Source organism: Variovorax sp. PBL-H6 (genome assembly GCF_901827155.1).
Classification (GTDB): domain Bacteria; phylum Pseudomonadota; class Gammaproteobacteria; order Burkholderiales; family Burkholderiaceae_C; genus Variovorax.
The window spans coordinates 734649-759670 of the sequence record NZ_LR594660.1; the positions used below are offsets into that span (position 1 = coordinate 734649).

Annotated in this window: 23 protein-coding genes; 19 read left to right on the forward strand and 4 right to left on the reverse strand. The window is 61.1% G+C overall.

Annotated elements, in window-relative coordinates:
* Positions 1-61 precede the first annotated feature (61 nt).
* On the reverse strand, positions 62-643 hold the full coding sequence (locus G3W89_RS31965) for a hypothetical protein (protein ID WP_068679190.1): 582 nt from the start codon (positions 641-643) through the stop codon (positions 62-64).
* 129 nt (positions 644-772) lie between these two features.
* Between G3W89_RS31965 and G3W89_RS31970 the strand changes: the two genes are divergently transcribed.
* The 3 genes from G3W89_RS31970 (at position 773) to G3W89_RS31980 (ending at position 5306) form a co-directional block, all read left to right on the forward strand.
* On the forward strand, positions 773-1210 hold the full coding sequence (locus G3W89_RS31970) for a hypothetical protein (RefSeq protein ID WP_068679188.1): 438 nt from the start codon (positions 773-775) through the stop codon (positions 1208-1210).
* A 1864-nt stretch (positions 1211-3074) separates the two neighbouring features.
* Entirely contained in the window at positions 3075-3983 is a 909-nt protein-coding gene (locus G3W89_RS31975) for a hypothetical protein (RefSeq protein WP_162570730.1), read from the forward strand.
* Between the two features lie 12 nt (positions 3984-3995).
* Positions 3996-5306, forward strand: coding sequence for a DNA topoisomerase (locus G3W89_RS31980; protein WP_068679181.1), 1311 nt, complete (start codon positions 3996-3998; stop codon positions 5304-5306).
* Between the two features lie 68 nt (positions 5307-5374).
* Here G3W89_RS31980 and G3W89_RS31985 read toward each other — a convergent pair whose 3' ends face one another.
* A complete protein-coding gene (locus tag G3W89_RS31985) occupies positions 5375-6019 on the reverse strand; it encodes a hypothetical protein (protein ID WP_068679179.1) in 645 nt (214 codons plus the stop codon).
* Positions 6020-6136: 117 nt separating this feature from the next.
* On the opposite strand from G3W89_RS31985, the gene G3W89_RS31990 reads away from it, so the two are divergent.
* The 13 genes from G3W89_RS31990 to G3W89_RS32050 all read left to right on the forward strand — a co-directional run bounded on the left by G3W89_RS31990 (position 6137) and on the right by G3W89_RS32050 (position 20204).
* Complete coding sequence (locus tag G3W89_RS31990; RefSeq protein ID WP_146039487.1) at positions 6137-6442, forward strand: hypothetical protein; 306 nt, start codon at positions 6137-6139, stop codon at positions 6440-6442.
* 305 nt (positions 6443-6747) lie between these two features.
* On the forward strand, positions 6748-7086 hold the full coding sequence (locus G3W89_RS31995; RefSeq protein ID WP_068679175.1) for a single-stranded DNA-binding protein: 339 nt from the start codon (positions 6748-6750) through the stop codon (positions 7084-7086).
* A 225-nt stretch (positions 7087-7311) separates the two neighbouring features.
* A complete protein-coding gene (locus tag G3W89_RS32000) occupies positions 7312-7533 on the forward strand; it encodes a DUF2274 domain-containing protein (RefSeq protein WP_068679172.1) in 222 nt (73 codons plus the stop codon).
* Positions 7534-7544: 11 nt separating this feature from the next.
* Complete coding sequence (locus tag G3W89_RS32005) at positions 7545-7985, forward strand: hypothetical protein (protein WP_068679170.1); 441 nt, start codon at positions 7545-7547, stop codon at positions 7983-7985.
* Between the two features lie 150 nt (positions 7986-8135).
* Positions 8136-8801, forward strand: coding sequence for a hypothetical protein (locus G3W89_RS32010; protein ID WP_068679168.1), 666 nt, complete (start codon positions 8136-8138; stop codon positions 8799-8801).
* 44 nt (positions 8802-8845) lie between these two features.
* Positions 8846-9610 carry a hypothetical protein gene (locus tag G3W89_RS32015; RefSeq protein WP_068679167.1) on the forward strand — a complete coding sequence of 255 codons (765 nt, stop codon included), beginning with the start codon at positions 8846-8848 and terminating at the stop codon, positions 9608-9610.
* Complete coding sequence (locus G3W89_RS32020; RefSeq protein ID WP_162570728.1) at positions 9607-10653, forward strand: TraU family protein; 1047 nt, start codon at positions 9607-9609, stop codon at positions 10651-10653. Before G3W89_RS32015 ends, G3W89_RS32020 begins: the two co-directional genes overlap by 4 nt.
* A 23-nt stretch (positions 10654-10676) precedes the next feature.
* Positions 10677-11654 (forward strand): TrbC family F-type conjugative pilus assembly protein, encoded by a 978-nt coding sequence (locus G3W89_RS32025; RefSeq protein WP_162487202.1) that lies wholly within the window; start codon positions 10677-10679, stop codon positions 11652-11654.
* 67 nt (positions 11655-11721) lie between these two features.
* Positions 11722-15198 carry a conjugal transfer protein TraN gene (gene traN, locus G3W89_RS32030; RefSeq protein ID WP_162570727.1) on the forward strand — a complete coding sequence of 1159 codons (3477 nt, stop codon included), beginning with the start codon at positions 11722-11724 and terminating at the stop codon, positions 15196-15198.
* Between the two features lie 138 nt (positions 15199-15336).
* On the forward strand, positions 15337-17070 hold the full coding sequence (locus G3W89_RS32035) for a type IV secretory system conjugative DNA transfer family protein (RefSeq protein ID WP_083944475.1): 1734 nt from the start codon (positions 15337-15339) through the stop codon (positions 17068-17070).
* 4 nt (positions 17071-17074) lie between these two features.
* Positions 17075-17410, forward strand: a complete 336-nt coding sequence (locus G3W89_RS32040) for a hypothetical protein (RefSeq protein WP_068679157.1) — start codon at positions 17075-17077, stop codon at positions 17408-17410.
* Between the two features lie 2 nt (positions 17411-17412).
* The gene (locus G3W89_RS32045; protein WP_068679154.1) at positions 17413-17673 is read left to right on the forward strand and encodes a hypothetical protein; all 261 of its coding nucleotides are present in this window, start codon (positions 17413-17415) and stop codon (positions 17671-17673) included.
* A 299-nt stretch (positions 17674-17972) separates the two neighbouring features.
* Positions 17973-20204 carry a recombinase gene (locus G3W89_RS32050; protein WP_146039484.1) on the forward strand — a complete coding sequence of 744 codons (2232 nt, stop codon included), beginning with the start codon at positions 17973-17975 and terminating at the stop codon, positions 20202-20204.
* Between the two features lie 236 nt (positions 20205-20440).
* Here G3W89_RS32050 and G3W89_RS32055 read toward each other — a convergent pair whose 3' ends face one another.
* Both G3W89_RS32055 and radA read right to left on the reverse strand, forming a co-directional pair.
* Positions 20441-21007, reverse strand: coding sequence for a hypothetical protein (locus G3W89_RS32055; RefSeq protein ID WP_068679151.1), 567 nt, complete (start codon positions 21005-21007; stop codon positions 20441-20443).
* An 11-nt stretch (positions 21008-21018) separates the two neighbouring features.
* On the reverse strand, positions 21019-22404 hold the full coding sequence (gene radA / locus G3W89_RS32060) for a DNA repair protein RadA (RefSeq protein WP_068679149.1): 1386 nt from the start codon (positions 22402-22404) through the stop codon (positions 21019-21021).
* A 134-nt stretch (positions 22405-22538) separates the two neighbouring features.
* On the opposite strand from radA, the gene G3W89_RS32065 reads away from it, so the two are divergent.
* The 3 genes from G3W89_RS32065 to G3W89_RS33135 all read left to right on the forward strand — a co-directional run bounded on the left by G3W89_RS32065 (position 22539) and on the right by G3W89_RS33135 (position 24728).
* Positions 22539-22796 carry a hypothetical protein gene (locus G3W89_RS32065; protein WP_068679147.1) on the forward strand — a complete coding sequence of 86 codons (258 nt, stop codon included), beginning with the start codon at positions 22539-22541 and terminating at the stop codon, positions 22794-22796.
* 133 nt (positions 22797-22929) lie between these two features.
* Positions 22930-23562: a DUF6927 domain-containing protein gene (locus G3W89_RS32070; RefSeq protein WP_068679145.1), complete on the forward strand. Its 633-nt coding sequence runs from the start codon at positions 22930-22932 to the stop codon at positions 23560-23562.
* A gap of 377 nt (positions 23563-23939) precedes the next feature.
* A complete protein-coding gene (locus G3W89_RS33135) occupies positions 23940-24728 on the forward strand; it encodes a hypothetical protein (protein ID WP_180988655.1) in 789 nt (262 codons plus the stop codon).
* Positions 24729-25022 lie beyond the last annotated feature (294 nt).

Consider the following 25022-nt stretch of genomic DNA (forward strand, 5'->3'; position numbering starts at 1 on the left):
GCCGGAACCTTAGCGCTTGAGAATCGCGTAAGGTCGCGCCCTTCACAGGTGAATCTGGCCGTCAGTAGGAGGTCGGCGGCGCGGCGCTGAGGAGTCGGACCTCGAACACGTACCCGCTGCGGTCAATCCGGAAGCTCTGCCCCGGACGCACCTTGTCGGTCCCACTCAATTTGGTCTCCTGGAGCTCCGGAACATGGAGGCGTATGGCCACGCCCTCCCCCTCCACGGCCACCCATCGGGCAATCTGAGCCGCGGAAAGGTCGTACTGGACGTACGCGAGACCATCTGACTCATACAGCGGCTTGAGGGAGAGCTCATAGCCGACCTTTACCGCCTGCGGCGAAAGCGCGGGCGCTGTGGCAACGTGCTCGGCAGACCGAGCCGGCCCTGCGGGGCTCGAGGCGAGGTAGGTCACCTGCCGAAAGTTGGATGTGCTCGCCGTGTCGCCCGTCTGGCTCGCCAAGCGACTGGTTGCGGTCGTCACGCAGGGGTGGAACGCGTCTTCGACCTTCTCGACACGCCGGCAAACGTGTACAGAAAACACATACTCTGCACTCTTCTCGGTGGGCACAGGCGGCAGGTTCTGAGCTGTCGACGCTTGCGCCGCCACAATCGAGACGACGAATAGAAGCTGCTTGAACATAGGGTGGCTGGCTGACAATCCCTCGTGTAGGCCCTCCTCCTTAAATCCAGCCGCCACGCACCACGCCGTCAGAGACCGCAGCAGCGCCTATACAAGGAATGCCGACAGGCAGACCTCAAAGGAAACACAATGAACTTCAAAGAATTGATGGAGCTGGCTCGCTTCCGCCCCGTCGCCGTCGAATGCCTCCCCCTGGCTGAGGACTGGGAAGCCTACCCCGAACGCGGCATGCGAATGCACGTGACAGGTGGAACCGTCCAGCACGACGATGTTGGCAAGCTGCAGGTGGATTTCACGGCGTTCGAAGAATTCAACCGCCCTCTCGAAAGCGCCAACTACAACGGCCCGGGAGGAAAGCCCATCACGGCTCGCGAGTACGGTGACTACAAGGTCATTGACACAGTCTACGTCGACCCTACTCAGGACATCTCGGGGTACGTGCAACTACTGGATGGCGGAGCGCAGGTGCTGCTCGCAGAGTTCAGCGCACTGCCCACCCCTCGACCGTCGTACGTGAGCTGGCTCGAAGCCCGACTGGTGGAGCTGCGTCAGCGGCCTGCCAGTTGATGCCGACGCAGCAGACTGGGCCCCTCAAGGTGGTGCCGAAGGCGCCCCACTACACGGCAAAGCGTCGCTTGACGAGGAGGCCACCCCCAGCTCGTCAAGCCCAAGCCGACCCCCTACGACCTTACGCAGTACGTGCGTCTGTTGCTTGTCCCGCGTAACATCGTCTCCCGCGTCCACCTGTCCATCGTCGCTGAGAACAAGCTGGCCGTTCGCGTCTGGCACTAGACCACTACCAATTCGAACCCTCAAAGCGCAAGCTTCGAGGGTTCTTTCTTTTGCCGCGGAGCAAGCCCACAGGGGCCCGTTCTGGGCCTCTGCGGACGCCCGCAGCCCTAGGGGGCGAACGTGCGCGAGTCGCTTACCAGCGCAAACGAGACAGCTGGCCACTCAGGTGCGCTTTTCAGGTGGCCCAGCGCGTGGCCGACAGGGCTTCGCTCGGAGCGAAAAGCCTGGTGCACGAACGCGGTCCAAGCCAGTGTACGGGCCATCTCGGTCACCCTCTCGATGCCCATCCGAAATGACGGGACGATTACGCTCTCGATGTGCGCCATTGCCGTCTCGCTCAGGTGGAAATGGTCAGCCGAGGAGAGCGTATAGGCGACGTTCTCCAGGGGAAGACATCCGATGTAGCCGTTTGGATGCGTGAACTCTAGTTCGGAGAACAAGAGGTCCCCGAACACCTGCCGGCGCCAGGCCTCTCGGTCGTAGAGGCGACGGCACGTTCGCGCTCCTCCGCGATGCGAGCCCCAAGCGAGGGGAGGCTCCCATCACCCTCCGAGCATGCCCAGATATCGACGCCGCGGCCCCCGTGGCTGCTCGATACCCTCTCGAGCTGGCGAACCAGGTCGTCGAGAACCAACTCGTACTCGGACCTGTCAAAGGTGAACTGAAGCAAAGGGCCAGCGCCTGGAAGTCTTACGAGCTCGACGCCGTGCTTCCCGGTCGGAATCAGCCAGGAGAGGGTGTCCGCCGTGGCTCGCAGTTCGCTCGGCTCATAGATGCCGATGCACCCTGCGACACCGCAGGAGCACGTGAAAAAGTCCACCGGAGCGGCGTTATGCGCCCTCAGCGCAAGAACCAACCCTACGTCGAAGAAGTATCGGCCACTCGGGTCGAGGCGCTGACCGTTAACCAGGGGGTGCACGGCTACGCTAAGTGGTTCCGTTTCTCCTGGTACGGCGGCGGCCGCAGGTTCGACGTGGAAGGATAGTTTGTGCAGCATCGAAGGTCCAAAAGCTTTGGCCCTCGAACCCGAGAGCCACGTCGATATAGGGGACGCGATTTATATCGAGGGCGAGGGTTCCTAGGGGTCATTGGCCAAATCCGGAGCCTAGAAGGCACCGGGAGGTACAGACAACTGAGCAGCGCGCCAAAGCTTCGAGCAGTGTGGCCCTTGCCGGTGGCCGGCTTGCCTCTCGCATGCGCGCGGGCACAAGCACGAGCTCGCGGGCGCGCCATGCGCGAGACTCTCTTCTTGATTGAGGGTTTTAGAAGAACTCTCAATCTAGAGAAAGACTTTAGGTAGCAAACCTTTTTATGCAAAACCAGCCCGAGGGAAGCTGGCGTGGAGGGCCCTCCCTGCACGAGGGGGCAAGAGGCAGAGTCCTCCGCGCAAGCAGGGTTGCCCCTGGATGGTGGCGGACGAACGTGCCCGGACCTGACGGCTAGCCAGCACGTCGTAGGCCACGAGGTTTCCACTGAAAAAGTCTTTTCCGTCAACCACTTAGCGCTTGGATTCGGCGTTTAAACACGCTGTACCTATTCGTTGGGTAGCCGCTTGCCTGTTTCACCCCCTGTTTGCGTCGTCTAAACGGGCCCGAAGCAAGCAAGCGGTGTTTCCCTTTCATCGCTCCATCGAACCCGTATGCCTCAACCCTATACGCCGACCACCAAAGATGGTCGCGCCGTTGCCGACGAGAATGAGCTGCGCATCTTGAAGGCCCTGCGCCACTTTGGGCATCTTCGCCGTCAGGAGGTCGCTTCCGCCGTCTGGCCACGGTCGTCGGGAACCAGCGCCTATGTCATGGCTGGGCGAACCGTCAAACGCATGCTAAGCAAAGGCATGCTCCTCGAGAAGGCCAATACGCTTGGCGGCTATTCGCTCGTCCTCGCCTCGAAGGGTGTCGCCCGCCTCAAGGATTTCGACATTGTCGCGCAGGAAGGCTATGAGCTGGCCTTCAACGGGCCTCAGTTCTTCCACCGAACTCTCGGAACGAACTACCTCATCGAGCGAGCTCGCGCCGGCGACGAAATTTTCGGCGAATACGCTCTCCTGAAGGGGTGGTCGCCCGTGGACAAGGAATACGTGCGTGAGCGCTTTCGCAAGATTCCTGACGGGCTCATCGTTTATTCCGGCGCGACCGCTGGGTTCACCGACGGTACTCGGGTTGCCGACTGGGTTGAGGTCGAGTCGGCCTTCAAGCCGTACGAGGAGGTCAAGAAGGCGCTGGAGCTCCTGACCCGCGACTCGCAACTGACGAAGAGCGGAGGACTGCTGCTAAACAAGCTCGTCTTCGTCTACGACTCCCGGCACAAGCACGACAAGCAGCTGCTTCGCTACATCGCGAAGTTCCTGAAGGAATACCCCGGCCTGACTCCGGAGCTCGTGCTCGCCGAAATCATCCTCGCCCGCTGCTTCGTGGACGTGCCTTTCAGTTGGCATGGCGTGGAGGAGACCACTGCGCTGGACCTCATGCGCGCCGCCGGAGACCTCGAAACCGATTCACTCGACGCACCCGCCGCTGATACCGCCCCTTCCCAACCCGACCTCTGAACCAGACCACAAATGCCTACCGTTATCCTTACCGAAAAGTCCTCTGTCGCCAACGATATCGCTGCAATCATGGGCGTGAAGTCGAAGTCGCGCTTCCACATCGAGGCCAAGGACGGAACCCTCATCACCTGGGCCCGTGGCCACTTGCTCGAGCTCGTCGACCCGGAGGTCTACTCCAAGGACTGGGGCGGCTACTGGAAGTGGGCGCAACTTCCCATGATTCCTGAGAACTGGAAGTACAGCGTGGTGCGCGGCTCCGGCGACCAGGTGAAGGCCATCGCAGCACTGCTCAAAACCGCCACTAAGGTGGTCCTGGCGACCGACGCGGGACGGGAAGGCGAACTCATCGGCCGCCTCATCCTGGACCATTGCAAGTACCGTGGCCCGCTGGAGCGATTCTGGGCCAGCGAAATGACACCTGCGGGCATCAAGAAGGCCTTGGGGACACTGCTGCCTGGCTCGTCCAAGGACCCGCTCTACGAGGCGGCCAAGGCGCGGCAGCACGCCGACTGGATGTACGGCATCACGGGGACGCGTGCGGTGTCCCTGGCGGCGAACGTCCGCGGCGACTACTTTCCGCTCGGACGGGTCCAGACCCCCACCCTGGCCCTCATCGTGCACCGCGACAAGGCTATCGCTGACTTCAAGTCGTCGTCGTATTACGAGCTGGAGGCGAGCTTGACCACTGCGAGCGGGAAAGCCTTCAAGATGTGGCACGCACCGGCGGAAGACAAGCGCATCACCGAAAAGGCGGACGCCGAGAAGATGATGAGGCAGGCCGAAGGCGCCACCGCTCCGCTGCGAGTGACCCGGGAGCCCGGTTCGGAACGTCCCCCGCTTCCCTATTCGCTGCCCACGTTGCAGCGCGATGCCAACCGGGTACTCGGCTTTTCGGCAGCTCGAACACTCGAGCTTGCCCAAAAGCTGTATGAAAAGAAGGTTACGAGCTATCCTCGGACAGACTGTGAATACCTGGCGGAGAACCAGAAAGCCCAGGTAAAGGAGGTGCTCGACTGCGTGCGGCTCACGGCGCCCTCCAAGGTCGATGAGCTCCTCCGCCAGGGAATCGTCATGCGCTCGACCACCTTCGACGACTCCAAGCTCTCGGACCACCACGGCATCATCCCGACCTACATGCTCGTCGACTTGGCCCCCGACGAGCAGCAGCTCTATAACCTCATCAGCCTGCGATATCTCCAGGCGCTCGGCCAAGACATGCGCTACGACCAAACGAAGGTGTCGATGAACGCCAACGGCGTCGAATTCAAGGCTGCAGACCGGGTGATTTCGTCGCCGGGTTGGCAGGCCCTCGCTGACGCCTAAGGCAAGAAAAAGGGCCCCGCAAAGCAGGGCCCTTTAAAATCAAAAGCGCGTCATACCGACGCCAGTAGTCATTCATCAGCACCGCCTTCCAGGGACGACGCTTCGCTCAACCGCTTCGCACGTTCCTGTTCGAGGCCCTTAAACGCTTCTGCAATGCGGTCCAAGCTCAGTTGCTCGGGCAGCAACCGGCGCTGAGTCGCCTTTTCGTACAAACGGGCTACCAAGTACTTCGTCTCAAGCGTCCCGTGCAGGACGTCGGGCGTTATCAGGTGGCCCCACTCGCTGTCCTGGGTGATGAACTCGAGCACACGGGGAACCTCCCTCTCCAGCTGCGATGGGCTCGCATACAGGTCGGACACGGTGATACGGCCTGCCATCAGCAGAACCGTAAGCCGCGGAATACCAAGGTACTCCGCGCACTTGACGGAGAACTCTTCTGAAATCGCCTTTGTCGGGCGTGTTCCGTTCCTCAGCTGGGTGATGTACCCGTAGGTGACGCCCAGGTGGTCCTTGGCCATCTCTACCCCCGTGTGACCTAGGTAGTCCGCACGGCGCTTCAACGCCGCGACCAGGTAGGCACCCGGGCGCAGCAGTGAGTTCTCGTCAAACTCACCATTCCATGGGGGAACCTCCACAGGCGCATTCGACGGAGCGGCGCGGGAAGCGCGCTTCGAATCGAGCGGAACCACAGTCGTCACATCATTCTTGGTCATAGATACCTCTTGGCGCGCGAGGGCGCCACCTTGTTATTGGGATGCCTTTCGGAACTCGCCGCTTGATAAGGCGCTGACGCGCACTGCAACATTTTCCTACTACGTAAAGCTACCGGCTTGAAACTGACCGTTCATTTTATACCAGAGGATGACCTGACACCAATACTGGTAGCCGTTTGCGCCTTGTACCTACACCAAGCAGTTCAACTTTTTCTTCATGAGGTCATCATGGCTGCAAACATCTTCGGTTTTCTGGGCTTCCTGTTCCAGCTGGTCGCACTCGGCGGATTCCTCTGCTTCGTCGGCTGGCAGGTGCGCAAGGTTCTGAATGCTCGCGCTGCGTCCCGGCAGCAACAGCGTGCCAAGGAGGTTGCAGCAATGGTCGCTGCCTCCAGGTCACGTCAAAACGCCCGCGCCTTCTGACGCGTTCGTTCTGCCCTGATTCAAGAGCTCCTTCATGGAGCTCTTTTTCTTTGGCGTCCGCCGGCCCTGTCGTCCTCCAACCCTAAGACGGCGGTACGCCGGGCGGCCGCCATGCGCCGACCCTAAAACCGTAAGCAGGAGCGAGCAGAACCGCTTTAGGGGTGGCCACCGGGTTTCCTGCGCTACCTATATGAAGAGGTGCTCGTGGGGGCGACGCACCACTTACAAGCCATTTATTTTGCCGATTCGTTCTTCCCCGCACATGCGGACGATGAGGCGCCACTGTTCTAGATTAGGAGTTCCCCATGATTGTCTTCGGTAACATCGCTGCGCAGCCCGAAAAGAAAACTGCCCGCGAGTCCGGGAAAGAATACTACACGCTCCGCCTTGCGGAAAATCAAGGCAAGGACGCCAACAGGACGACCACCTGGTACGACGTCGTCGCCTTCATCTCCGAGATGGAAGCCGACATGCTGAACAAGGGCATGCTGGTCAAGGTGATGGGCGTCCTGAATGCCGAGACCTACCAACGCAAGAGCGACTCGACCTGGACGTCGGCCCTGAAAATCCGTGCCTTCAAGGTCGAGCCCTACGAGCCGAAGCCCCGTCCCCAGCAGGATGGCGGCGACGACAGCCAAGGCTAACTCTCCGTCATTCGAAACCCCGGCGCCACATGGGCCGGGGTTTTTCTTTGGGGGCTAACCACGCCAGTGCGTCTCACCTGGCGCACTAGAACCTAAATCGCGTCTAAACTGATACTGGCACTGTTTATTCTTTGACAGTTGGTGTTACTGAAGCTATACTTTCACTGTCGTTTAAGCGCTGGTCGCTAACAACTATCACCAACACAACTTTCGGTACCTGTCACCATGAAGCTCAAGAAAATCACCCTGCGCGAACCCGTCGAACGCCTGGCCGTCAGTGTCAAGAAGTCCACCGCGGACCTGGTCGAGGCCTATCGCCAGGAGTACAAGGCCGCGCACGGCGTCGAGATTGAGACCAGCGCCCTCGTGGAGACCATCCTCAAGGAGTTCATCACCTCCGACAAGGACTTCATGAAGAAGTACGAAGCGAGCAAGGCCGGCGCCTGACCGGCGGCTGGATGGAGAGCCCCGTAGCAGGGCTTGAAATCTGGAAACAGCGAGGAGAGCTTAAGTACGAACTCTCCCTCCCTGTCGAAACACCCTCGAACAACGTCATCAAGGGCCTTCACTTTCACGCATACAAGGATTTGCGGCGCCAATGGCGAATGATGGTAAAGGCGGCCCTCAAGGGCCAAAAGCCAGAAGCCCCCGTCGAACGGAGCTTCCTGGTGGTGACAAGAGAGTGCGCCGGCGGCGGACTGGACTGGGACAACGCGTACGGAGGGATGAAGCCAATGCTTGACTGCCTGGTAGCGCCCTCCGACAAGAACCCCGACGGTCTCGGCCTGATTCTGGATGACAACCCCAAAGCCATGCCTTTCCCCCCGTTCGTGCGGCAGTTGCCGGCGAAAAGAGGTGCCGGACGCACCTTGGTTCAGATTTACGAACTGACCACCTAAAACGTATTTTTGGATTGAGGCGGCCGCCGCCCAGCCCGCCTCTCAATCACTTGGAAACTGGAGCCTCGAATGTCTGAAGTCGCTGTCAAAACTGCTAAGCCTACCCGCCAACGCAAGGACGTGGTCCCCCCGGAGAACCTGACCTCGGACATGTCGCTGTTCGACTACCTGTCGCAGTGCCAGCCGCCGCTGGACCAGAAGATTATCGACATCGCCTGCTCCCAGAACCAAGTGCCGCCCGAGCTCAAGAAGGAGGCGGCGCAGGAAATCCGCATGATGTGGTTCACCCTGAGCCCTGATACGGCGAAGTACAAGCCCGGCCAGATTGCGGCCTACGCTCACCGGATGGCTGGGCACGCAGCACTGCGTCTTCGGCGCGAACTCGGCTCGTCGGTGCGCCTGCCGGGCTCGGCGTTCCGCAAGCGCAAGGACGGCAGCTCCTACGTGACCCCCGGCGTGCTCGCCGCAGCCCTGGAGTGGGACAAGCTCGAGGGCTGGTTTCAGACCGACGGCGGCGAGGGTGCGGACAGCGGAATGGCCCCCGAAGGCCTGCCTGACGGCCTCGGCCTGAACCCACTCATGGCTGCCGACGGCGAGCCCGCCATCGAAGAGGACGAAGACCAGGCGATGCGCGACGAGCGCCAGGAGCTCCTCGAGCGGCACCGTGACGACCTGACGCCGCGGCAGTTCACCATCATGGGCAGCCTGATTGGCGGCAGTTCGTTCGACGACGTCATGAAAGAGCATGGCATCAAGAACGGCGTGCTCATGCGTGAGGTTGCCATCATCAGCTCCATCGTCGGCGTCCTGGACTGAGCCATTTGGCTATAGGTTGCACAACCCTCTACCGAAATTCCACGATGAAACTAGCCCTGTTCGCCACCGCGCTCCTGGCCATGGTCGGCCTGGCCCATGCCAAGGACCACGGCGTCCAAGGGAACGTCTGGCCCATCATCGAAGTAGACATGCGCCAAACGATGCTCGAGTCCGCGTCTCGTACGGACTGGAACAAGGTGAACAAGCAGGTGGTTGAAAGCGGCAAGAAGTTCCTGTCGAACCTGCCGAAACGCCAGCTGCCCCAAGCCAACGAGACCGGTACAGCGTACTTCGACCCGTCCCTGGTCCTCACTTCGGACATCCAAGCTCCTGTGAAGCAAAGCGATGGCAGCTACAAGTGGGAAGTCCTTGCTGCCAAGGGCACCAAGGTGAACCCGCTTGACTCATACCACCCGGTCACCGCCCTCTTCTTCTTCGACGGGTCTCAGGAGGACCAGCGGGAGCTTGTCAAGAAGGTCTTTGCCGCTGAGCAGGACCGAATCGTCCCCATCGAAGCCGGCAGTGGCGACGTGAAGGACCTTGGTGACATCTTCAAGCGCCCCATCTTTCACGCGAGTGACGCGCTCATCAGCCGCTTCCAAGTGAAGTATCTGCCTGCCCTGGTCTACCCGGGCACGGGCGTGAACTCCAAATACATCGCGGTTACTTCCTTCGGCCAGCCATTTCAGACCGACGAGGTCCTGCACGCCTGGGATGAGCTCAAGCCGAAGCAGTCAGAGCTGTCGGCAGGGGCGTTGGCCGTTTCCGTGCCTGCCTCCGCGCCATCTTCCTCTGGAGTGACCCAATGAACGTCTTCAAGAAGCTTTTTGCCGCTGTTCTGATGTGCTGCGCCTTCGGCGCTTCTGCGCAGCAGGATGAATCTGGGGTTACGGGCGAGGCGCAGGCTGCCATCTGCACGGGCGAGATGTTCAATCCGATGAACATCGACTGGAACAACCTGTACCCCATCACGATTGTCGGCATGCAAATCAACGGGTCCGGCTACAACGAGAACCCGGTGTTGATGCAGGCGATGCCCCCCATCTGCTACTGCCCTTCCGTCATGACCTACGGGTACCCGACCATGGGCGAGGGCCTCACTTACTGGGAGCCGATGTACCTGGTGGAGGTGGAACGCCGCCCCGGGTGCATGCCCTCAATGGGCGGCATGCAGGTTCTCAAGACCTATGCGAACCAGGGCTCCGAGAAGTCGACGGGTGAAGGCCTGGAAAAGCGGCAAGCCAACCGCATGAACGTCCACTTCATCACCTACCCCGTGCTGGACATGATTGACCAGGAGCTTCTCGCGTACTGCAAGAACCCCTCGGGCGTGGACGTCACGTACATGACCGAGGTCGACCCAATGTGGCAGGACGATACCTGGAGCGGCATCTTCACCCCAGAAGCTTCCATCTTTACGGGGCTCACCGCTCACGCCGCATGCGCGGTCGACGCCGCGGCCTCGACCCTCGGCCACACCATTGATGCCCTGTTCTGGTGTGCCGGAGCATGGGGAAATCTGTACCCCTTATCCGGCAACACGTCCCATGCCGGCCAGGACTTTGCAGAGAACAACCTCATTGCGGCCAAGTTCATCGCACGCTTCAGCCGTCTGGGATTGCTGTTCACCACCATCGGTCCCTCGGCTATCTGCGCGTCACATCCGAATCCCATGGTCGTTAAGGGTCAGTACCGGTTCAACCAGGTTGGCCCTATCAACCGTACCGGCCGAGCAGTGGTCTTCGGCGATATGGCCGAATTCCAATATCCGCCGACGTCGAACGCCCCTACCCAGGAGCACACCATCAACATGATTTGGCAAGGCAAACAATGCTGCTACCGCGTACCGTGATGAACAAGTGCTTGACCGTATCGATGGCTGCAGCCATCGTGGCCTTCGCCCTGAGCGCCCAGCAGGCCCGCGCCCAAGACACTGCCGACGGAACCGAAGCGCCCGCCGAGAAGCAAGATGCCGGAGCCCTCTACGTGCCATACGGCAACCTCAAGGACGCGGACCCCCAACAGGTTGAGGCGGCCCGAAAGCTCGGCGAGACCCTGGCTGTTGACCTGCTCACCGCATATGAGAAGGCTGTTCCCGACCCGGAGTTCGCCGAGCGAGTGGCCCGCGGTAAGAAGAATGCCGACGACATCGCGGACCAGTCAATCGCTGGCGAGCGTGACAAGGTTCTGGAGTTCCTGGGCATCAGCCCCAAGCGGAGGTCCAACCTTTACTACTTCGTGTCTTGGTCAATGCCGCTGGAAATGCTGCGGTCTTACGCCGTCGAGGCCATGTGGTCTGGCGGCACGCTGATTTTCCGGGGCGCGCCTCCGGGGCGAAGCCTCGGAGACTTTGTGAGCGAAGACCTCACGAAGCTGAACTACGGCAAGGGTGCGTCAGCCAATATTTCGATTGACCCGCGCATGTACGACGCCTACCAGGTCACCACGGTTCCGACCATCGTGCTGACCACCTATCGCGTGGAGATGCAGTGCACCGGAATCGAGCCGCGCAAGTTCAAATACCGCGGGCAGGACCTGCAGTACAACACCTGCCCGCCGCTGGACCCGGCCAAATACTCGAAGGTTTCGGGTGCCGTCACTGCAAACTATGCCCTCCAACAGTTCCTCGACGACGGCATGGAGGATGCAACGCCCTACATCAAAGCTCTGGCGCGCGGATTCGCCCTGGGCGATACTCCTGCAAAAGAGCAAAAGCCGTTCACGGGCAAATGGGAAGACTTTAAGTCGCCATCGGAGCGCTTGAAGGAAGAGGAAGGCATCCGCAAGGCCATGGCTGATGCCCTCGCCGCGAAGGCGCTGCAGAACGCCTCAGCACTTCCACCCCAGAAATGATGCGCAAAGGCTAAGTGGGGTCTCTGTACCTATACGTTGGAGCAACCTATAGGCCGGAGACTACCCAATGCGTGTCGCAAACTACCTTCTGGGCGCCATGTGCGCCCTTTTCACGTTCACCACAGCGGCGCAAGCCCCTACCGCGGAGGAGATTGCGCAGGCGAAGAAAGTAGCCACCCAAGCTGCAACCCAGATGCGCAGCGTCAGCGTGAACCGGGATGCGGGGGGAGACACAATCCTGAACGAGGACGGAACGGCGCAGCTGGCGCCGAGGTCGTCTTTTACCCAGGCCGCAGGCCTCGACTACTTCAAAAGCATCACCGGACTGGAGGGCCTCGAGCAAGTTGCCTCCCCCGGCCAGAAGCAACAGGCAGGCATCGCCGTCGTCACTGCCACGGCGAAGTTCGACCTCAACTGCCGCGCCAAGGTCGAAGGTGAAATCCGCTCGGGTGGCAACCTCACGTTCCGGGCAGTCGCGTGCGAGGGCGCTCCGGTTCAATCGCTGCTCTTCAAGGTTTGTGACAACCAGCAGCGACTGGGGCAGTGCGCGGCTGATAGCGACTTCTCGCAAGAGATTTCCGTGCCCGTCGGCTCCTTCACCACGGTGAGCGGAGTTCAGGTCGGGGCTGGCTGCAACAGCACCGACAGCTGCCGCATCTCGGTCCGCGGGACGTCGGTCATTGGCGGCAGCGACGCCACTCTGAAGGTCACCGGCCAACAGATTGCTTCCAACAGCACACTGATTTCGGACCTCCGCACCAACGTCGAAAACGGCAGCTACGCCGACAAGACCAGGGAGACCGGCGAGCACCTGCGGGCAAATCCGGCCCAAGCCGCCGAAGGAGGAACCGAGACCAAGCTCACCCAGGCGGATGCTCAGTGCTCCGGCCCGCGCAGCTGCACGAAATGGAGCACGACTTCGCAGAAGTTCACCACGAGCTGCACGCGCACGTTCCCCCTCACTGAGCGCATCACGAAGTACAAGCTCGAGACCGCACAATGCGACATCAAGGTCAAAATCGACAAGGACGGCAAGGTGGCGACCACGGACACATGCCTCACCTCGGAAGGCGTAGACCTGCGCAAGGACAAGTCGAAGATTGGCGAGACCGCCAAGGTCTGCTCGCAGCTCGCAGAGGACGGCACGACGTGCCTGGACCAGAGCTGGACCGAGTACTTCGCCACGAGCGACCCCGCCGTCCTGTCGGTGGAGGCATCGCCCTCGCCGGTCGCTGGCGCCTGCGACTTGAGCCCTCTCTCAGAAAGCCGGTACAACACCTACCAAGGCGGCGAGTGGTTCGGCCGCACGCTAGACGACGCCCAATGCCTAGTCGCGGCCGTCGATGAGGCTACTGGCTTCCCGACGGGTGTTGTCCTGCAGCTCACCAACGCTGAGAAAGCGGGTTGTGGCATCTACACGACGCCGACCACCGGTGTCGTCTGCTACGGGCAGCCCAGCGCGACCGACGACCTCGATTCCTGCAAGAGCGTTGACCTGGCGCACTGCAGCATGACCTCTGCCGAGCCAGCCTCCTACACCGGCGGCAACGGCGGCCTCGTCATGTCCCAGAACGAGACCTACCAATGCACGCACGCTCAGGATATCTGCGTCGAGTGGTCCAAGAGTTCCGAAGACAACGCCTGCCTGAACACGGACGACATCACGTTCGGCAATGCCGTGAAGCAAGACCAAACCGTCGACGTCGAGAAGATGAACGCCGCCCTGGTCTCGGCCGCGATTGCGGACGCTGCGGGCGAAGGCATTGACGACATGAGCGACAACCCGACCATCCCGAAGATTTTCACGGGCAAGGATATGCGCTGCAAGCGGGCGACAGGCGGCATCGGCCAGTTGTTCGGGCGGAACTGCTGCCGGATGGACATGGAGCGCCCGAAGTCAGGACAGATGATGCGTGACGGCTGCGAAATGCCCACGGTCGAGCTCGCCGCAGCCCGGCGCTCGAAATACACCGTCTACATTGGCGAGTACTGCTCCAACAGGGCTAAGTGGCCGCTGAAGTCCTGCCTGGAATACACCCAGACCTACTGCTCATTCAACGGCATTCTGCCGCGCGTCATCCACGAGCAGGGCCGCGGCCAGCTGCTGCAGATGGCCATGTCCGGGCAAGGCGCGGACATCGTCAGCCAGAATCTGAACTTCACCTATCTCGACCAGGGCAACGGGCGGTGGACGTCGCCGGTGGACGTCAACGGCGTCAAGGTCGCTGCGTGGCAGTGGCCCAGCTACTGCGCGGACCCCGTCAAGGCCGGCGAAATTTTTGCGACGGACCCGGAATCGTTCGAATGCCCTGGCGTCGTTCGGACCATCATTGCCAGCTGCGATAACTCGAACGGGTGCGCCGAAATGCCAAAGGCACCTGAGTTCGGCCCGAATTCGTGGAACCTGGTGGAACTCGACCCGCTGGTCAACGAGTCCCGGGGTGTCAGCCGTTACACCGCCGTGAAGGGCGCATGCTCGCCCGAATCGGGCAATTGCACCTATGAAGCACGAGGATGGCCGATGGGTCAGGGTGGCAAGGCTATCGTCACCCGTGACCTGTCATGGCACCTTTACTCGAACGAAGAGTCAGAAGGCCGCTCCGCCGGCGCGTTGAACCAGATGTCGAACATCGCCGACCTGGTGTTCCGCACCTGGTCCGTAAAGGGCGCCTCGGACGGAAAGACCGTGCCGGAACGCATCCGCATCGACTACAGCCAGGATGGCGGCCAGACTTGGAAAACCGTGCAAGTCCCAACCGACCTGCGCACCTCGGAGTTCACCTTTCCGAACTCTGACACGCGCCTCACGGGCCGTTGCGATGCCCTGACGAACCTGTGCAGCTTTCGGGTGACTGCGACCTCGGCCGTTGCCCTCAAGCTGTGGGGATTCCCTCAGTTCCCCGACTGCACGGGCTTCACGCCGGGTCAACTGTCTGCCATGGACTTCGGCAAGATGGACCTGTCCGAATGGTTGACGTCGGTCATGGACAAGGTCGCGGCTTCGGCCGGCAGCCCGAGCGAAATCGGCCGGGCGGCTGCTGAGCAGTTCCAGCAGTTCAACAGCCAGTATGCGGATGGTAAGGGCACCATCACGGTTACCGCGCCATCTGCGGCGCACTACGCCCGCATCAGCCCATCGCAAGGCTTCGGACCGTTCCACACGCGACTCATCGCGAGCGGATACTGGCCTGAGACGACAGGCGACAAGGCCAAGGACGTGGACCGCGTGACCGCGGTAGAAGTGGACTGGGGGGACTGCACGATGACCGAAACCCTTCAACCGCTGTCCCTCTCCGAGCCCGGCTCGGGCTACTACGGAATCCACGTCTTCAAGGCTCCTAACGAGCTGGCCTGCGGCAAGCGCGAAGGCAACGTGACCCAAACCGTCACGATGACTGTGCACACCACCAAGAGCGGCGTGCAGAAGCGCACAGTCACGGTCGAGAACGCATACAACAAGTTCCCGGGCGGCAGCGGCGGTCGCAACGATAACGTCCCAGTAACGGTGACCGTCCCGGCGAGCCAAGGCACGATGCCGAAATGAGGCACTGACAGGCCCTGCGCAAGCGGGACGTAAAGCGGCAGGACCTCGGTCTTGCCGCTTTTCTTTGTGAATCCTGACCAACCAGCCCATATAAATGACTGGTTCCTAGACGAACCAGCATAAAGGGAGACGTTTTACATGCTGGTAGGTCGAAAAGACGCTTGGGCGTTGATGGGGATTGGTGCAGGCGTCGCGGCGTCAAGCCCTTGGGTTGCGGGCAACCCCTATGTACTCCCCGCATTGGTGGGGCCCGCTGTGGGCGCCGGGTGGTTCGCGTTTAAGCGAGCACGGGAGTGGCTCGACCGAACGGACACGGTCAGTCGCGAAAACTTCGTTCTTCCGTCGGATGAGACGTTTGGCGACCTCATGTCGACCAAGGAGGGAATTCGGTTCGGCTACACGCGTGACAACGGTATGCCCGTCGATATCAGCGACAACTTCCTGACTCGGCATACCGCCATCATCGGCCAGTCAGGTGTCGGCAAGACCACTCTGGGCGAGTTCCTTCTTTGGCAGCAGGCTATCCGCGGTGGCGGCTTCATCTTCATCGACGCTAAGCTCGATGCGGCGACGCGCGACAAGTTGAACATGATGATGCAGCTCTGCGGCCGCGGGGATGAGTTCTACGTCCTCAACGTCGACCAACCGCACAACAGCAACACCTACAACCCCATCCTCAAGGGCGACGCCGATGAGGTGGCCAGCCGGCTCCTCAACCTGATTCCGGGAACGGAAAACTCGCCAGGCGCCGACTACTTCCGCCAGCAGGCGAACTATGCCTTAACAGTGCTCACAGGCGCGCTGAAGTCAGCCAAGCGCCGCTACAACTTCAGCGACCTCGCCATCCTCTTGCAATCGGACCGGGCGCTGGAATCGCTGCTGCGGTTGCGCTTGGGCGATGAGGAACGCATGACCCTGGAGATGTTCCTCAATCAGTTTCGCAAGAAAGACAAGAACGGCGTTGGAATTGACATCAAGATGGTCAAGGATTTGCTGGGTGGCATCTCCGGGCGAATTGCACTCTTCGCGCAAGGAAAGTTCGGCGAGGTCTTCAACACCTACACGCCGGAAATTGACCTCACGGACATCGTGATGAACAACAAGTGTCTGTACGTCATGCTTCCGACCATGGGGAAGGATACGGCAGCGCTGAACCTCGGGAAAATCATTCTTTCCGACCTCCGCACTGCGGTCTACAACGTGCAGGGCGTGCACAAGGACAAGCGCCCGAAGCCCCCGTTCCTCGTCTTTGCTGACGAAATGGGCAGCTACGTCATGAGCGGTATCGCACGACTTTTCGAGCAAGCTCGAAGCGCAGGCATCTGCATGATTCCAGCCTTCCAGACCTTTGCGAACCTGCGCACGGTCGGTCCAGACTTCGAAGACATCATCATTGGCAACACCTGGAACAAGGTCTGTTTCAAGTTCGCATCCAAGGACTCTCCCGAGACGGCCGCTGACATCATCGGCAAGACCAAGAAGTTCGCGAAGTCCCTCTCGCTGAGCAAGAACGAGGGCGAATCCTCCTCCAACATCCGAACGACTCCCCAGGGCAACGCGTCGGACGGCGCCGGCATGTCCGAGTCCTGGAAGGAATCCGAGGAGTATCGCGTCAGCCCCGAGCATCTGAAGTCCCTGGGCCTCGGAGAGGCGGTCCTGCTGTCGGGCTCCCGCGTGTTCCACATCAACACGCCGATGCTCAACTTCCCGGAGCCTATTCCGGAGTTCAAGGTGACCAGGCACAAGGTCACGATGCCGCCTGATGAGCTGGGCCTTGACCTTACCGACGAGTACGAGCAGTTCCTGATGGTGGGGTCTGACGAGAGCCGAGCCGCCTCGGCTGAAAGCAGCTTCACCACCGCCGGCGCTTAATCCCTTGAGCGGCGAACACGCTCCCACGGGTACGTACGACAAGCTGGTGCAACAGGCCATCGCGTTGCTTCGGGACCATCAGGCAAGTGCGGGGCCCCAAGCTGTCGCGGTCCTGGCATGTGTCGGCTACGGCGAAGGAAGCGTCGTGTCGACCGCGGTCAGGGCAGCGGACGGGCATGAAGCCGTTCCCCTCGCCATGCTGCTGTCGTTCACCCGGTCGTTTGCGGCGGCTGAGAGCTGTCCCAGGGCGATGCGCGAGCTGCAAATGGCGGAAGCCGCGCTCCAACGCGCTATCGAAGCGAAGCTGCTCCCAGAGCGCGTCGCGCTCTCTCTACACTGACCATGAGCACCGTCCTCTTCATCCTCGCCTGTGGCGTTCTCTGCCTGGTGGTCTTGTCCAAGATTCCCGGGCTCGAGCACCTCGTCAAGCCTCTCATCGACCTCGTCTTCACCGGCGTAAAGGTCGGCGCTGCCAGCGGCTCCTACTGGGCCATCTGGCTCACGAAGCTCCTGCTGGCCTCGCACACGGACCTCATTCGACATCTGTTCCTCTCCGCTGAGGCCATCGACCCCTCGATGGCAGTGCGCGACAACGAGGCCTGACCGAATCGCGCCCCGGCCCGCAGGCCACCCCATCCGGGGTGGCTTTTTCGTTTAACGGCTCCTCCTGTTGGCACCCTTAAAGCAGGCCTCCAGACCGGGCTAGCTATAGGTTGCGTACCCCTCCAGCACAGCGTTGCGCCCCCAGGCGCAGGCGCTGTCGTCCTTTAGATGGTCAATTGCCTCTCGCTATACGCGGAGAGGACAACCAACCCGCTTGCGACTGGCTTCAAGCCTGCTACGCGTGCGGACCAACTTCAACATCGAGGCCCCAGGGGCCTCGGAATCTACGAAAGAAACAGATGAAAAACGCTCTGATGTCTCCCCTTGGCCAAAAGATGCTCTCCGAGTCGAAGTTCTTCATGGGCTACTCCCGCTGGGTAGATGCCCGGGGCTCCTACGAGACCTGGGACGAAGCCGTAGCACGCGTCATGGACATGCACCGCGACAAGTACGCGGAACGCATGACGCCGGAGCTCGAGAAGTATTTCGCCAAGGCTGAAGTGGCATACGAAAGCCAACTGGTGCTGGGTGCTCAACGTGCCTTGCAGTTCGGTGGCGAACAGCTGCGCAAACACGAGGCCCGCATGTACAACTGCTCGGTCAGCCACTGCGACCGTGCGGCTTTCTTCCAGGAAGCGATGTACCTGCTTTTGTGCGGCTGCGGCGTCGGCTTCTCGGTGCAGAAGCACCACGTGGCCAAGCTGCCCCCAATCGCTCGTCCGTCGAGCGAGAAAATCAAGGTCTTCCAGATTCCCGACAGCATCGAGGGCTGGGCCGACGCGTTTGGCGTCCTCTTGAGCTCGTACTTCGATGGCGAAGGCACGTTCCCGGAATATCAGGGCCACCAGGTTCATTTCGACTTCAGCCTAATCCGCGCGAAGGGTTCGGAAATCTCGGGCGGCTTCAAGGCCCCGGGCCCGGACCCCCTGCGCCAGGCACTCATCAAGTGCGAGGCGCTGTTGCAGAAGGCTCTCGGAGCTGCTGAATCGGTCGCCGTGCGTCCCATCGTCGCATACGACTTCGTCATGCACATGTCCGACGCAGTTCTGGCCGGCGGCGTTCGTCGCTCCGCGACGATTTGCCTGTTCGACAAGGACGACCAGGAGATGATGAAGGCGAAGACTGGCGACTGGTTTGTCGACAACCCGCAGCGCGGCCGCAGCAACAACTCCGTTGTGCTGCTTCGCGACGAGCTGACCCGCGAAGAGTGGGCGCAAATCATGACCTCCGTGCGCGACTTCGGCGAGCCGGGCTTCATCTTTGTCGACGACAAGGAGTTCGCTTACAACCCGTGCGTGGAAATCGGCATGCGTCCGGTCACCATCGACGGCGTGTCGGGGTTCCAGTTCTGCAACCTGACCGAAATCAACGGCGGCAAGTGCGTGAACAAGGAGCTGTTCTTCGCCGCTTGCGAGGCCGGCGCCATTCTGGGCACGCTCCAAGCAGGCTACACGAACTTCAAGTATGTGTCCGAAGCCACCCGCCGAATCACCGAGCGCGAAAGCCTCATCGGCGTGAGCATCACGGGCTGGATGAACAATCCGCACATCCTGTTCGACGAAGCCATCCTCAAGGAGGGCGCTGAAATCGTCAAGCGGGTCAACCGTGAAGTGGCGATGCTCATCGGGGTCAATCCGGCCGCGCGCACGACCTGTGCGAAGCCCTCGGGCAACGCGTCGGTCCTGCTGGGCACTGCCTCGGGAATCCACGGCGAGCACTCGCCGATGTACTTCCGCAACGTTCAGATGAACGCCGATGACGAAGTGGCCAAGCTCATCCTGCAGCGCAACCCGAAAATGGTGGAGAAGTCCGTATGGTCGGCAAACGGCAGCGACATCGTTGTCAGCTTCCCGGTCGTCTCGAAGGACACGTCCATCTTCAAGCAGGACCTCATGGGCGTTCGCCAGCTGGAGTTCGTGAAGAAGGCACAGCAGCACTGGGTCGAAAACGGCACCAATGTGGAACTGTGCGTGCATCCAAAGCTGCGTCACAACATCTCGAACACCATCGGGGTGGATGACTGGAGCGCGGTCGAGCAGTACATTTTCGACAATCGCCAGTGGTTCGCCGGCATCTCGTTGCTGGCAGGCGAAGGCGACAAGGCATACCCGCAAGCTCCGTTCACGGAAGTGACGTCGGCCGAACAAATCGTCGGACTCTACGGCGAGGCCAGCATGTTCGCCTCAGGTCTCATTGTCGACGGGCTGCACGCCTTCAACGACAACCTGTGGATGGCATGCGACACCGCAATGGGCAAGGGTCTGCAACTGTCGGACGAGGATTCCAAGGACCTGCTCAAGCGTGACTGGGTGCGTCGCTTCAAGAAGTTCGCGAAGCACTTCGACGGCGACATGCAGAAGGCCTCCTTCTGTCTGAAGGACTGCTACAACCTGCACAAGTGGGTGGGCATCCAGACCTCTTTGCAAGACATCGACTTCGCGTCGGTTCTGTCGGAAGTCCGTCAGGTGGACATCAACACCCTCGGCTCGCAGGCCTGCGCCGGCGGCATGTGCGAAGTTAGCTTCAACTAGCCCCGCGTCAGCGTAATTCCCAAACCCCGAGGAGCAATCCCCGGGGTTTTTTATTGGGCGGGCTCCTGCCGTGGCCCACTTAGCGGATGTGGCGGTTCGCCGGGCCGTTTCAAGCGGGCTGCCATCGCGGGAGCTTCAAGGGAGCGAGGGCGCGGGGCTCACAGCCGCCAAGACAGGACCCAACCAAAAAAGCCAGAGGCTGTGCCTCTGGCTTCCAGGTCACTGCTTCGCCGGGCTCAAGACATCGGATTGTGAGGGTCCGAATCCAACCCCATGGGGGCGACGTAGGCGTTGTTTTCTGCGACGAACCCACCCGTCTGCTCGTTGAACAGGCCGCCTGCACCGCCGCCAAACACGCCGTACGGGTTGCCGTTGATGTCCGTCAGGCCACCGGGCATCATCGGCGTGCCGTCGACGTTGACCAGAGGTGCAGTTGCGGAGTTTTGTACCGCGGCAAGGCTCGCTGCGTAGACCGCGCCCTCCATGCCTTGATTTCGCAGCAACTGCTGGCGGTCCGCCCGCACCCTGTCGGATGGCGCGGAAGCAATCCAGTCCTTCACGAAGCCGAAATGGCGCGCCTTCTCGTCTTTGCGGGCAAGCGTGACGAGCCAGACGAGGCTTGCGACATACAGCACAGCGACGGCAACCGCTACGGAGCTCAGGGCGGGGAACTTCAGTCCGAGCAGCAGGAAAAACCCGCACGATACCCCAGCGAACAAGTGCCCGTTGAACTCCCCCATCCGACGGAAGGCCGCCACCACCCAAACCCACTTGAACTTCTTGTTGACAACTTTTTGCTTCATGACATTTCTCCTCAGGCAGCTGCCTTCAATTCTCGCAGCAGCCCGATTGCTTGGTCGACGCGTGACACGTACGTCACGTCGATTCCCTTTACCGATGCCAAATTGTTGTGCTTGCACGCCAGTGGCACCATCGCCTGGGTGAAGCCCAGCTTCGCGGCTTCCTTCAGCCTGGTCAGAGCATCAGTTACGGGCCGAATCTCTCCGGCCAGGCCTACCTCCCCGAAAGCGACCATCCCCTTGGGCAGCGGCCGGTCCACGAGGGACGAATGTGCCGCAAGCATCAACGGCAGGTCCGCCGCTGGCTCCGTGAGCCGCACGCCCCCCACAATCTTGACATAGACGTTCTGGTCGAACGCAACGACGCTCGCGTGCTTGTTGAGCACTGCCAACAGCATCTGCAGCCGGTTCGTATCCACGCCGGCGGCGAAGCGCTTCGGATTCGGCGTCGGAGCGTCCTCCACCAGCGCCTGGACTTCAACCAGGAACGGTCGATTGCCCTCAAGCGCAGCAAGGATGCACGTACCCGGGACCGGATGCTCGTGCGCCGTGAGGAACAGCGATGACGGGTTGCTGACCTCCTCCAAGCCCTTCTCTCCCATCGCGAACACGCCGAGCTCGTTCACGGAGCCGAACCGGTTCTTGAACGCCCGAACCATGCGGAACGCGGAACCCGACTCGCCCTCGAAGTAGAGGACCGCGTCCACGATGTGCTCCAGGACGCGCGGGCCGGCCAGGTTGCCTTCCTTCGTCACGTGCCCGACCAGGAACAGGGCAATGCCCATGCTCTTGGCCTTCTTGTTCAGCTGCGCAGCGCATTCCTTAACCTGCGCGACGTTGCCCGGCGCCGACGTGAGCTGGCTCGAGAACACGGTTTGAATCGAGTCCACAACCATGATGTCTGGGCGCTGCTCATCCATCATGGCCAGAATCTCCTCCAGCTCCGTCTCGGGAAACACCTGGATGGATGCCTCACCGAGCCCGAGGCGCTCAGCGCGCATTCTCAGCTGGTCGGGCGACTCCTCGCCGGAGACATAGAGCGTCTTCGCGCGGGGGCTCAGATGCCCAACCACCTGCATCAACAGGGTCGACTTGCCAATGCCAGGGTCGCCACCGACGAGCACCACGGAGCCCTTGACCAGCCCGCCTCCCAGGACGCGGTTGAACTCGGTCAGGCCGGTGTCCCAACGCACGTGGGTGACCGTCTTGGCATTGCGGAGGTCAACGAGCGTTGCCTTCGTGCCCGACCAGTTCGAGTAGCGGTGGCTGTTGGCCGGCTCCTCGCGCTCGACGACCTCTTCCATCGTGTTCCAGGCGTTGCAGCCGGAGCATTTGCCACCCCAAACCACAGCCTTTTGCCCGCATGCGTTGCATGCGTAGCTCGACTTCTTCTTAACCATTGGAGTGCTCCATCTTAGTTGCATTTTAGCATACATACGATTTAGGTCCAAGCTAAATCGCAGTCCTGTGCCTAAAAGGCTAAAACTCAAATCCTACATGCACGGTTACCCCCTCTGCATCACAGGAGAACTCAATGGCAGACGAAATCGACATGGCCAATGAACAGGCTGAACTGTTCCTGCGCCAATCCCTGGCAAATCGGGCTACCGGCCCCAAGTTGCTCCCCCGTGGCAGTTGCTACAACTGCGACACCCACTTCGTGGCTTTGGGCAAGGATGCCCAAGGCCGAGACGTCGACGAGCGCGGCGTAGCCATCGACGAGAAACTCTTCTGCGACAAGGACTGTGCAGACGACTTCACCGAGCGCGAGCGCCTGAAAGCACGACGCTGAAGCGTTAGGCGCCTGCAGAGGGAAACGGCCGCCGGCAACCCCGGCGGCCTCTTTTTGCGCGCCTCAGCGCTAAATCTCAAGCGCACCGCGCCCGCTCCCTACACCTGTCAGGTCAACTACACAGGAGCATCAAATGGGATGGAGCAGCGTTTCCAACCAACGTGGCAAATCGACGCTTGAGATGCTGCGAGACCACACCTCGTACCGCGAAGGCGCCAAGTGGGACGGCAGCGAGGGCGTCACCTACCACATCGAGAGGATGGTCAGCGGTGCCGGTGGCGCCTATGGCATTCTTGCGAAAATCGACGCCAGGTCGGAGAAGACGACGCGCTGTGCGCTGGTCATCGCTGTTTCGCGAGGCCGCACGGATTTCGCCTGGAAGTCGATGACTGAGCAGGAAGGCCCCGTCATCTGCGGAATGCCCAAGGGCATGCTTTCCAAGCTGACTCCGGTGGCCGAACTCGACTGTAGCGAGTCCAGCATCGAGAATGCACGAGAGTGGCGGGCGCGTGTCCTCGCACGGTCAGCGCCAGCCTCCCTTGTGGTAAATGTCGGCGACGTCCTCGAGTTCACCAGTCCGCTAAGGTTCAACCTCCCCTCTGGAAGCGTAGCGGTTAGCCAACTGCGCGTCGAGAGCTGGGGCCGGCGAAAGCGCTTCCTTGCGCTCAACCCGACGGGTGGCAGCTTTGTCGCCAGGCTTTCGCGGCGAGCGCTGAGTGAACCGTTCAAGATAAATCCACAGAGCACCGCGGCCGCAACGCCGTGATTTTCCGAAAGCCGCTTCATGCGGCTTTCCTTTTTCATAGGGTCTGGGTCACTAGCGGCCCAAGCTTGTGAATTAGGCTAGAGTCCTGTGGTCAGGTCTGGCGGCAATCCAATGGGGTTGTCCATAGAGCTGTCCATCGGAAGCAGCCGGTGACGGACAAGGATGGGAAGGGCTCGAGCTGAGAAGCTTGGCAGGATTCACGACTCAGGGCCGGGCCCGCGAAGCGCGTGCTCACTACATGATTCGCCGACATTCTCCTTCGAGCTTCGGCGCTTAAACAGGGCGCAGGCTCTCCCGCATCGGCAGGCAATGGCCTCTGTGTCGGGCCAATGCAACGGACACGTGCATGCGGGACAGAACAAGTCAGAATCGTCTTTATGTATCAATTTCCTTTTGGGCAGCCTCTGCAGAGAGTCGAGCAGGTGCCTCATACAAGTGCCCGTGTATTCGTTTTGGGCGTCTACTCAAGTGCCGTGCATGCACGCTGGCTAGGCCGCGACGGAAAGCAGCGTGCCGCGGCACTTGCTGTGGCCTCAGAGCCCTATATCTTCTGGCGAGGCGAGGGAGCGGGGGCCATCATCGACGCAATCCACATTCCGCCAGAAGCCGGCAGGTTGGTCGAAGCGGACCAGCGTTTCAACGGCCCGTCGGGTAAGTCTCTGGATGAAGACTATCTTGCTCCGTTGGGCCTTGTGCGCGACGACGCTTGGCTATGCGACTTGCTCCCAGAAAGTCGGATGAACAAAGGGCAGGCCGCCCGGGTCCTCAGTGACTACGCCCCAGTTGCAAAGGCGCTGGGCCTGCCTGCGGCTAATGTCCCCCTGGTTTCCACCGGGTACGCTGACCACCTGCGGGTCGAGGCCGTCCTGGAGGAGCTTCTCACTTCTGGCGCCAATACCCTCATCACCTTGGGCGACGCGCCCCTGCGGGAGTTCGTCGCTGCACTGTCTCTCGGGCACCCCAAGCTCAGAATGTACGGGACGCAGCCGGGCCAATACGGCAAACGTCACCCGTTCAGCATTCGCGGCCGCCATCTGCAGTTGCTACCGTTAACGCATCCGCGACAGGCACGGGCTCTTGGGAATTCGGACAAGGAATGGGGTGACCTGCATCGGCACTGGGTACAACACACGGCTGGCGAAATCACTGGCGTATTGGGGCGCTAGCGCAATGTTGTTCCGAACTTCGCCTCTACGGGGTTGGACCAGCGTGTGCTTCGCCGGCGCTGCTGGTATCGGACAGGCGAGGGTACCGCTGCGCTCTTGAGGCAACACCTGCAGCAACTTGAGCTGGCGCGTAGCAGGCCCGCTGTCAAGCGCCGACCTGCTGTCATGTCGTGCTGACGCCGGGTCGCTAATTCGCGCAGCAGGGAGTCAAAGAACACACGTACGGCGCTCGGGTAGGTGCGCTGCGACGCTGCCCATACGCCCCGTTCCAGCGTGCACCTTTCGGACAGCCGA

Coding starts and splice junctions, on each gene's coding strand:
- G3W89_RS31965 (WP_068679190.1), bottom strand. CDS start 643: ATGTTCAAGCAGCTTCTATTCGTCGTCTCGATTGTGGCGGCGCAAGCG.
- G3W89_RS31970 (WP_068679188.1), top strand. CDS start 773: ATGAACTTCAAAGAATTGATGGAGCTGGCTCGCTTCCGCCCCGTCGCC.
- G3W89_RS31975 (WP_162570730.1), top strand. CDS start 3,075: ATGCCTCAACCCTATACGCCGACCACCAAAGATGGTCGCGCCGTTGCC.
- G3W89_RS31980 (WP_068679181.1), top strand. CDS start 3,996: ATGCCTACCGTTATCCTTACCGAAAAGTCCTCTGTCGCCAACGATATC.
- G3W89_RS31985 (WP_068679179.1), bottom strand. CDS start 6,019: ATGACCAAGAATGATGTGACGACTGTGGTTCCGCTCGATTCGAAGCGC.
- G3W89_RS31995 (WP_068679175.1), top strand. CDS start 6,748: ATGATTGTCTTCGGTAACATCGCTGCGCAGCCCGAAAAGAAAACTGCC.
- G3W89_RS32000 (WP_068679172.1), top strand. CDS start 7,312: ATGAAGCTCAAGAAAATCACCCTGCGCGAACCCGTCGAACGCCTGGCC.
- G3W89_RS32005 (WP_068679170.1), top strand. CDS start 7,545: ATGGAGAGCCCCGTAGCAGGGCTTGAAATCTGGAAACAGCGAGGAGAG.
- G3W89_RS32010 (WP_068679168.1), top strand. CDS start 8,136: ATGTCGCTGTTCGACTACCTGTCGCAGTGCCAGCCGCCGCTGGACCAG.
- G3W89_RS32015 (WP_068679167.1), top strand. CDS start 8,846: ATGAAACTAGCCCTGTTCGCCACCGCGCTCCTGGCCATGGTCGGCCTG.
- G3W89_RS32020 (WP_162570728.1), top strand. CDS start 9,607: ATGAACGTCTTCAAGAAGCTTTTTGCCGCTGTTCTGATGTGCTGCGCC.
- G3W89_RS32025 (WP_162487202.1), top strand. CDS start 10,677: ATGGCTGCAGCCATCGTGGCCTTCGCCCTGAGCGCCCAGCAGGCCCGC.
- traN (WP_162570727.1), top strand. CDS start 11,722: ATGCGTGTCGCAAACTACCTTCTGGGCGCCATGTGCGCCCTTTTCACG.
- G3W89_RS32035 (WP_083944475.1), top strand. CDS start 15,337: ATGCTGGTAGGTCGAAAAGACGCTTGGGCGTTGATGGGGATTGGTGCA.
- G3W89_RS32045 (WP_068679154.1), top strand. CDS start 17,413: ATGAGCACCGTCCTCTTCATCCTCGCCTGTGGCGTTCTCTGCCTGGTG.
- G3W89_RS32050 (WP_146039484.1), top strand. CDS start 17,973: ATGAAAAACGCTCTGATGTCTCCCCTTGGCCAAAAGATGCTCTCCGAG.
- G3W89_RS32055 (WP_068679151.1), bottom strand. CDS start 21,007: ATGAAGCAAAAAGTTGTCAACAAGAAGTTCAAGTGGGTTTGGGTGGTG.
- radA (WP_068679149.1), bottom strand. CDS start 22,404: ATGGTTAAGAAGAAGTCGAGCTACGCATGCAACGCATGCGGGCAAAAG.
- G3W89_RS32065 (WP_068679147.1), top strand. CDS start 22,539: ATGGCAGACGAAATCGACATGGCCAATGAACAGGCTGAACTGTTCCTG.
- G3W89_RS32070 (WP_068679145.1), top strand. CDS start 22,930: ATGGGATGGAGCAGCGTTTCCAACCAACGTGGCAAATCGACGCTTGAG.
- G3W89_RS33135 (WP_180988655.1), top strand. CDS start 23,940: ATGTATCAATTTCCTTTTGGGCAGCCTCTGCAGAGAGTCGAGCAGGTG.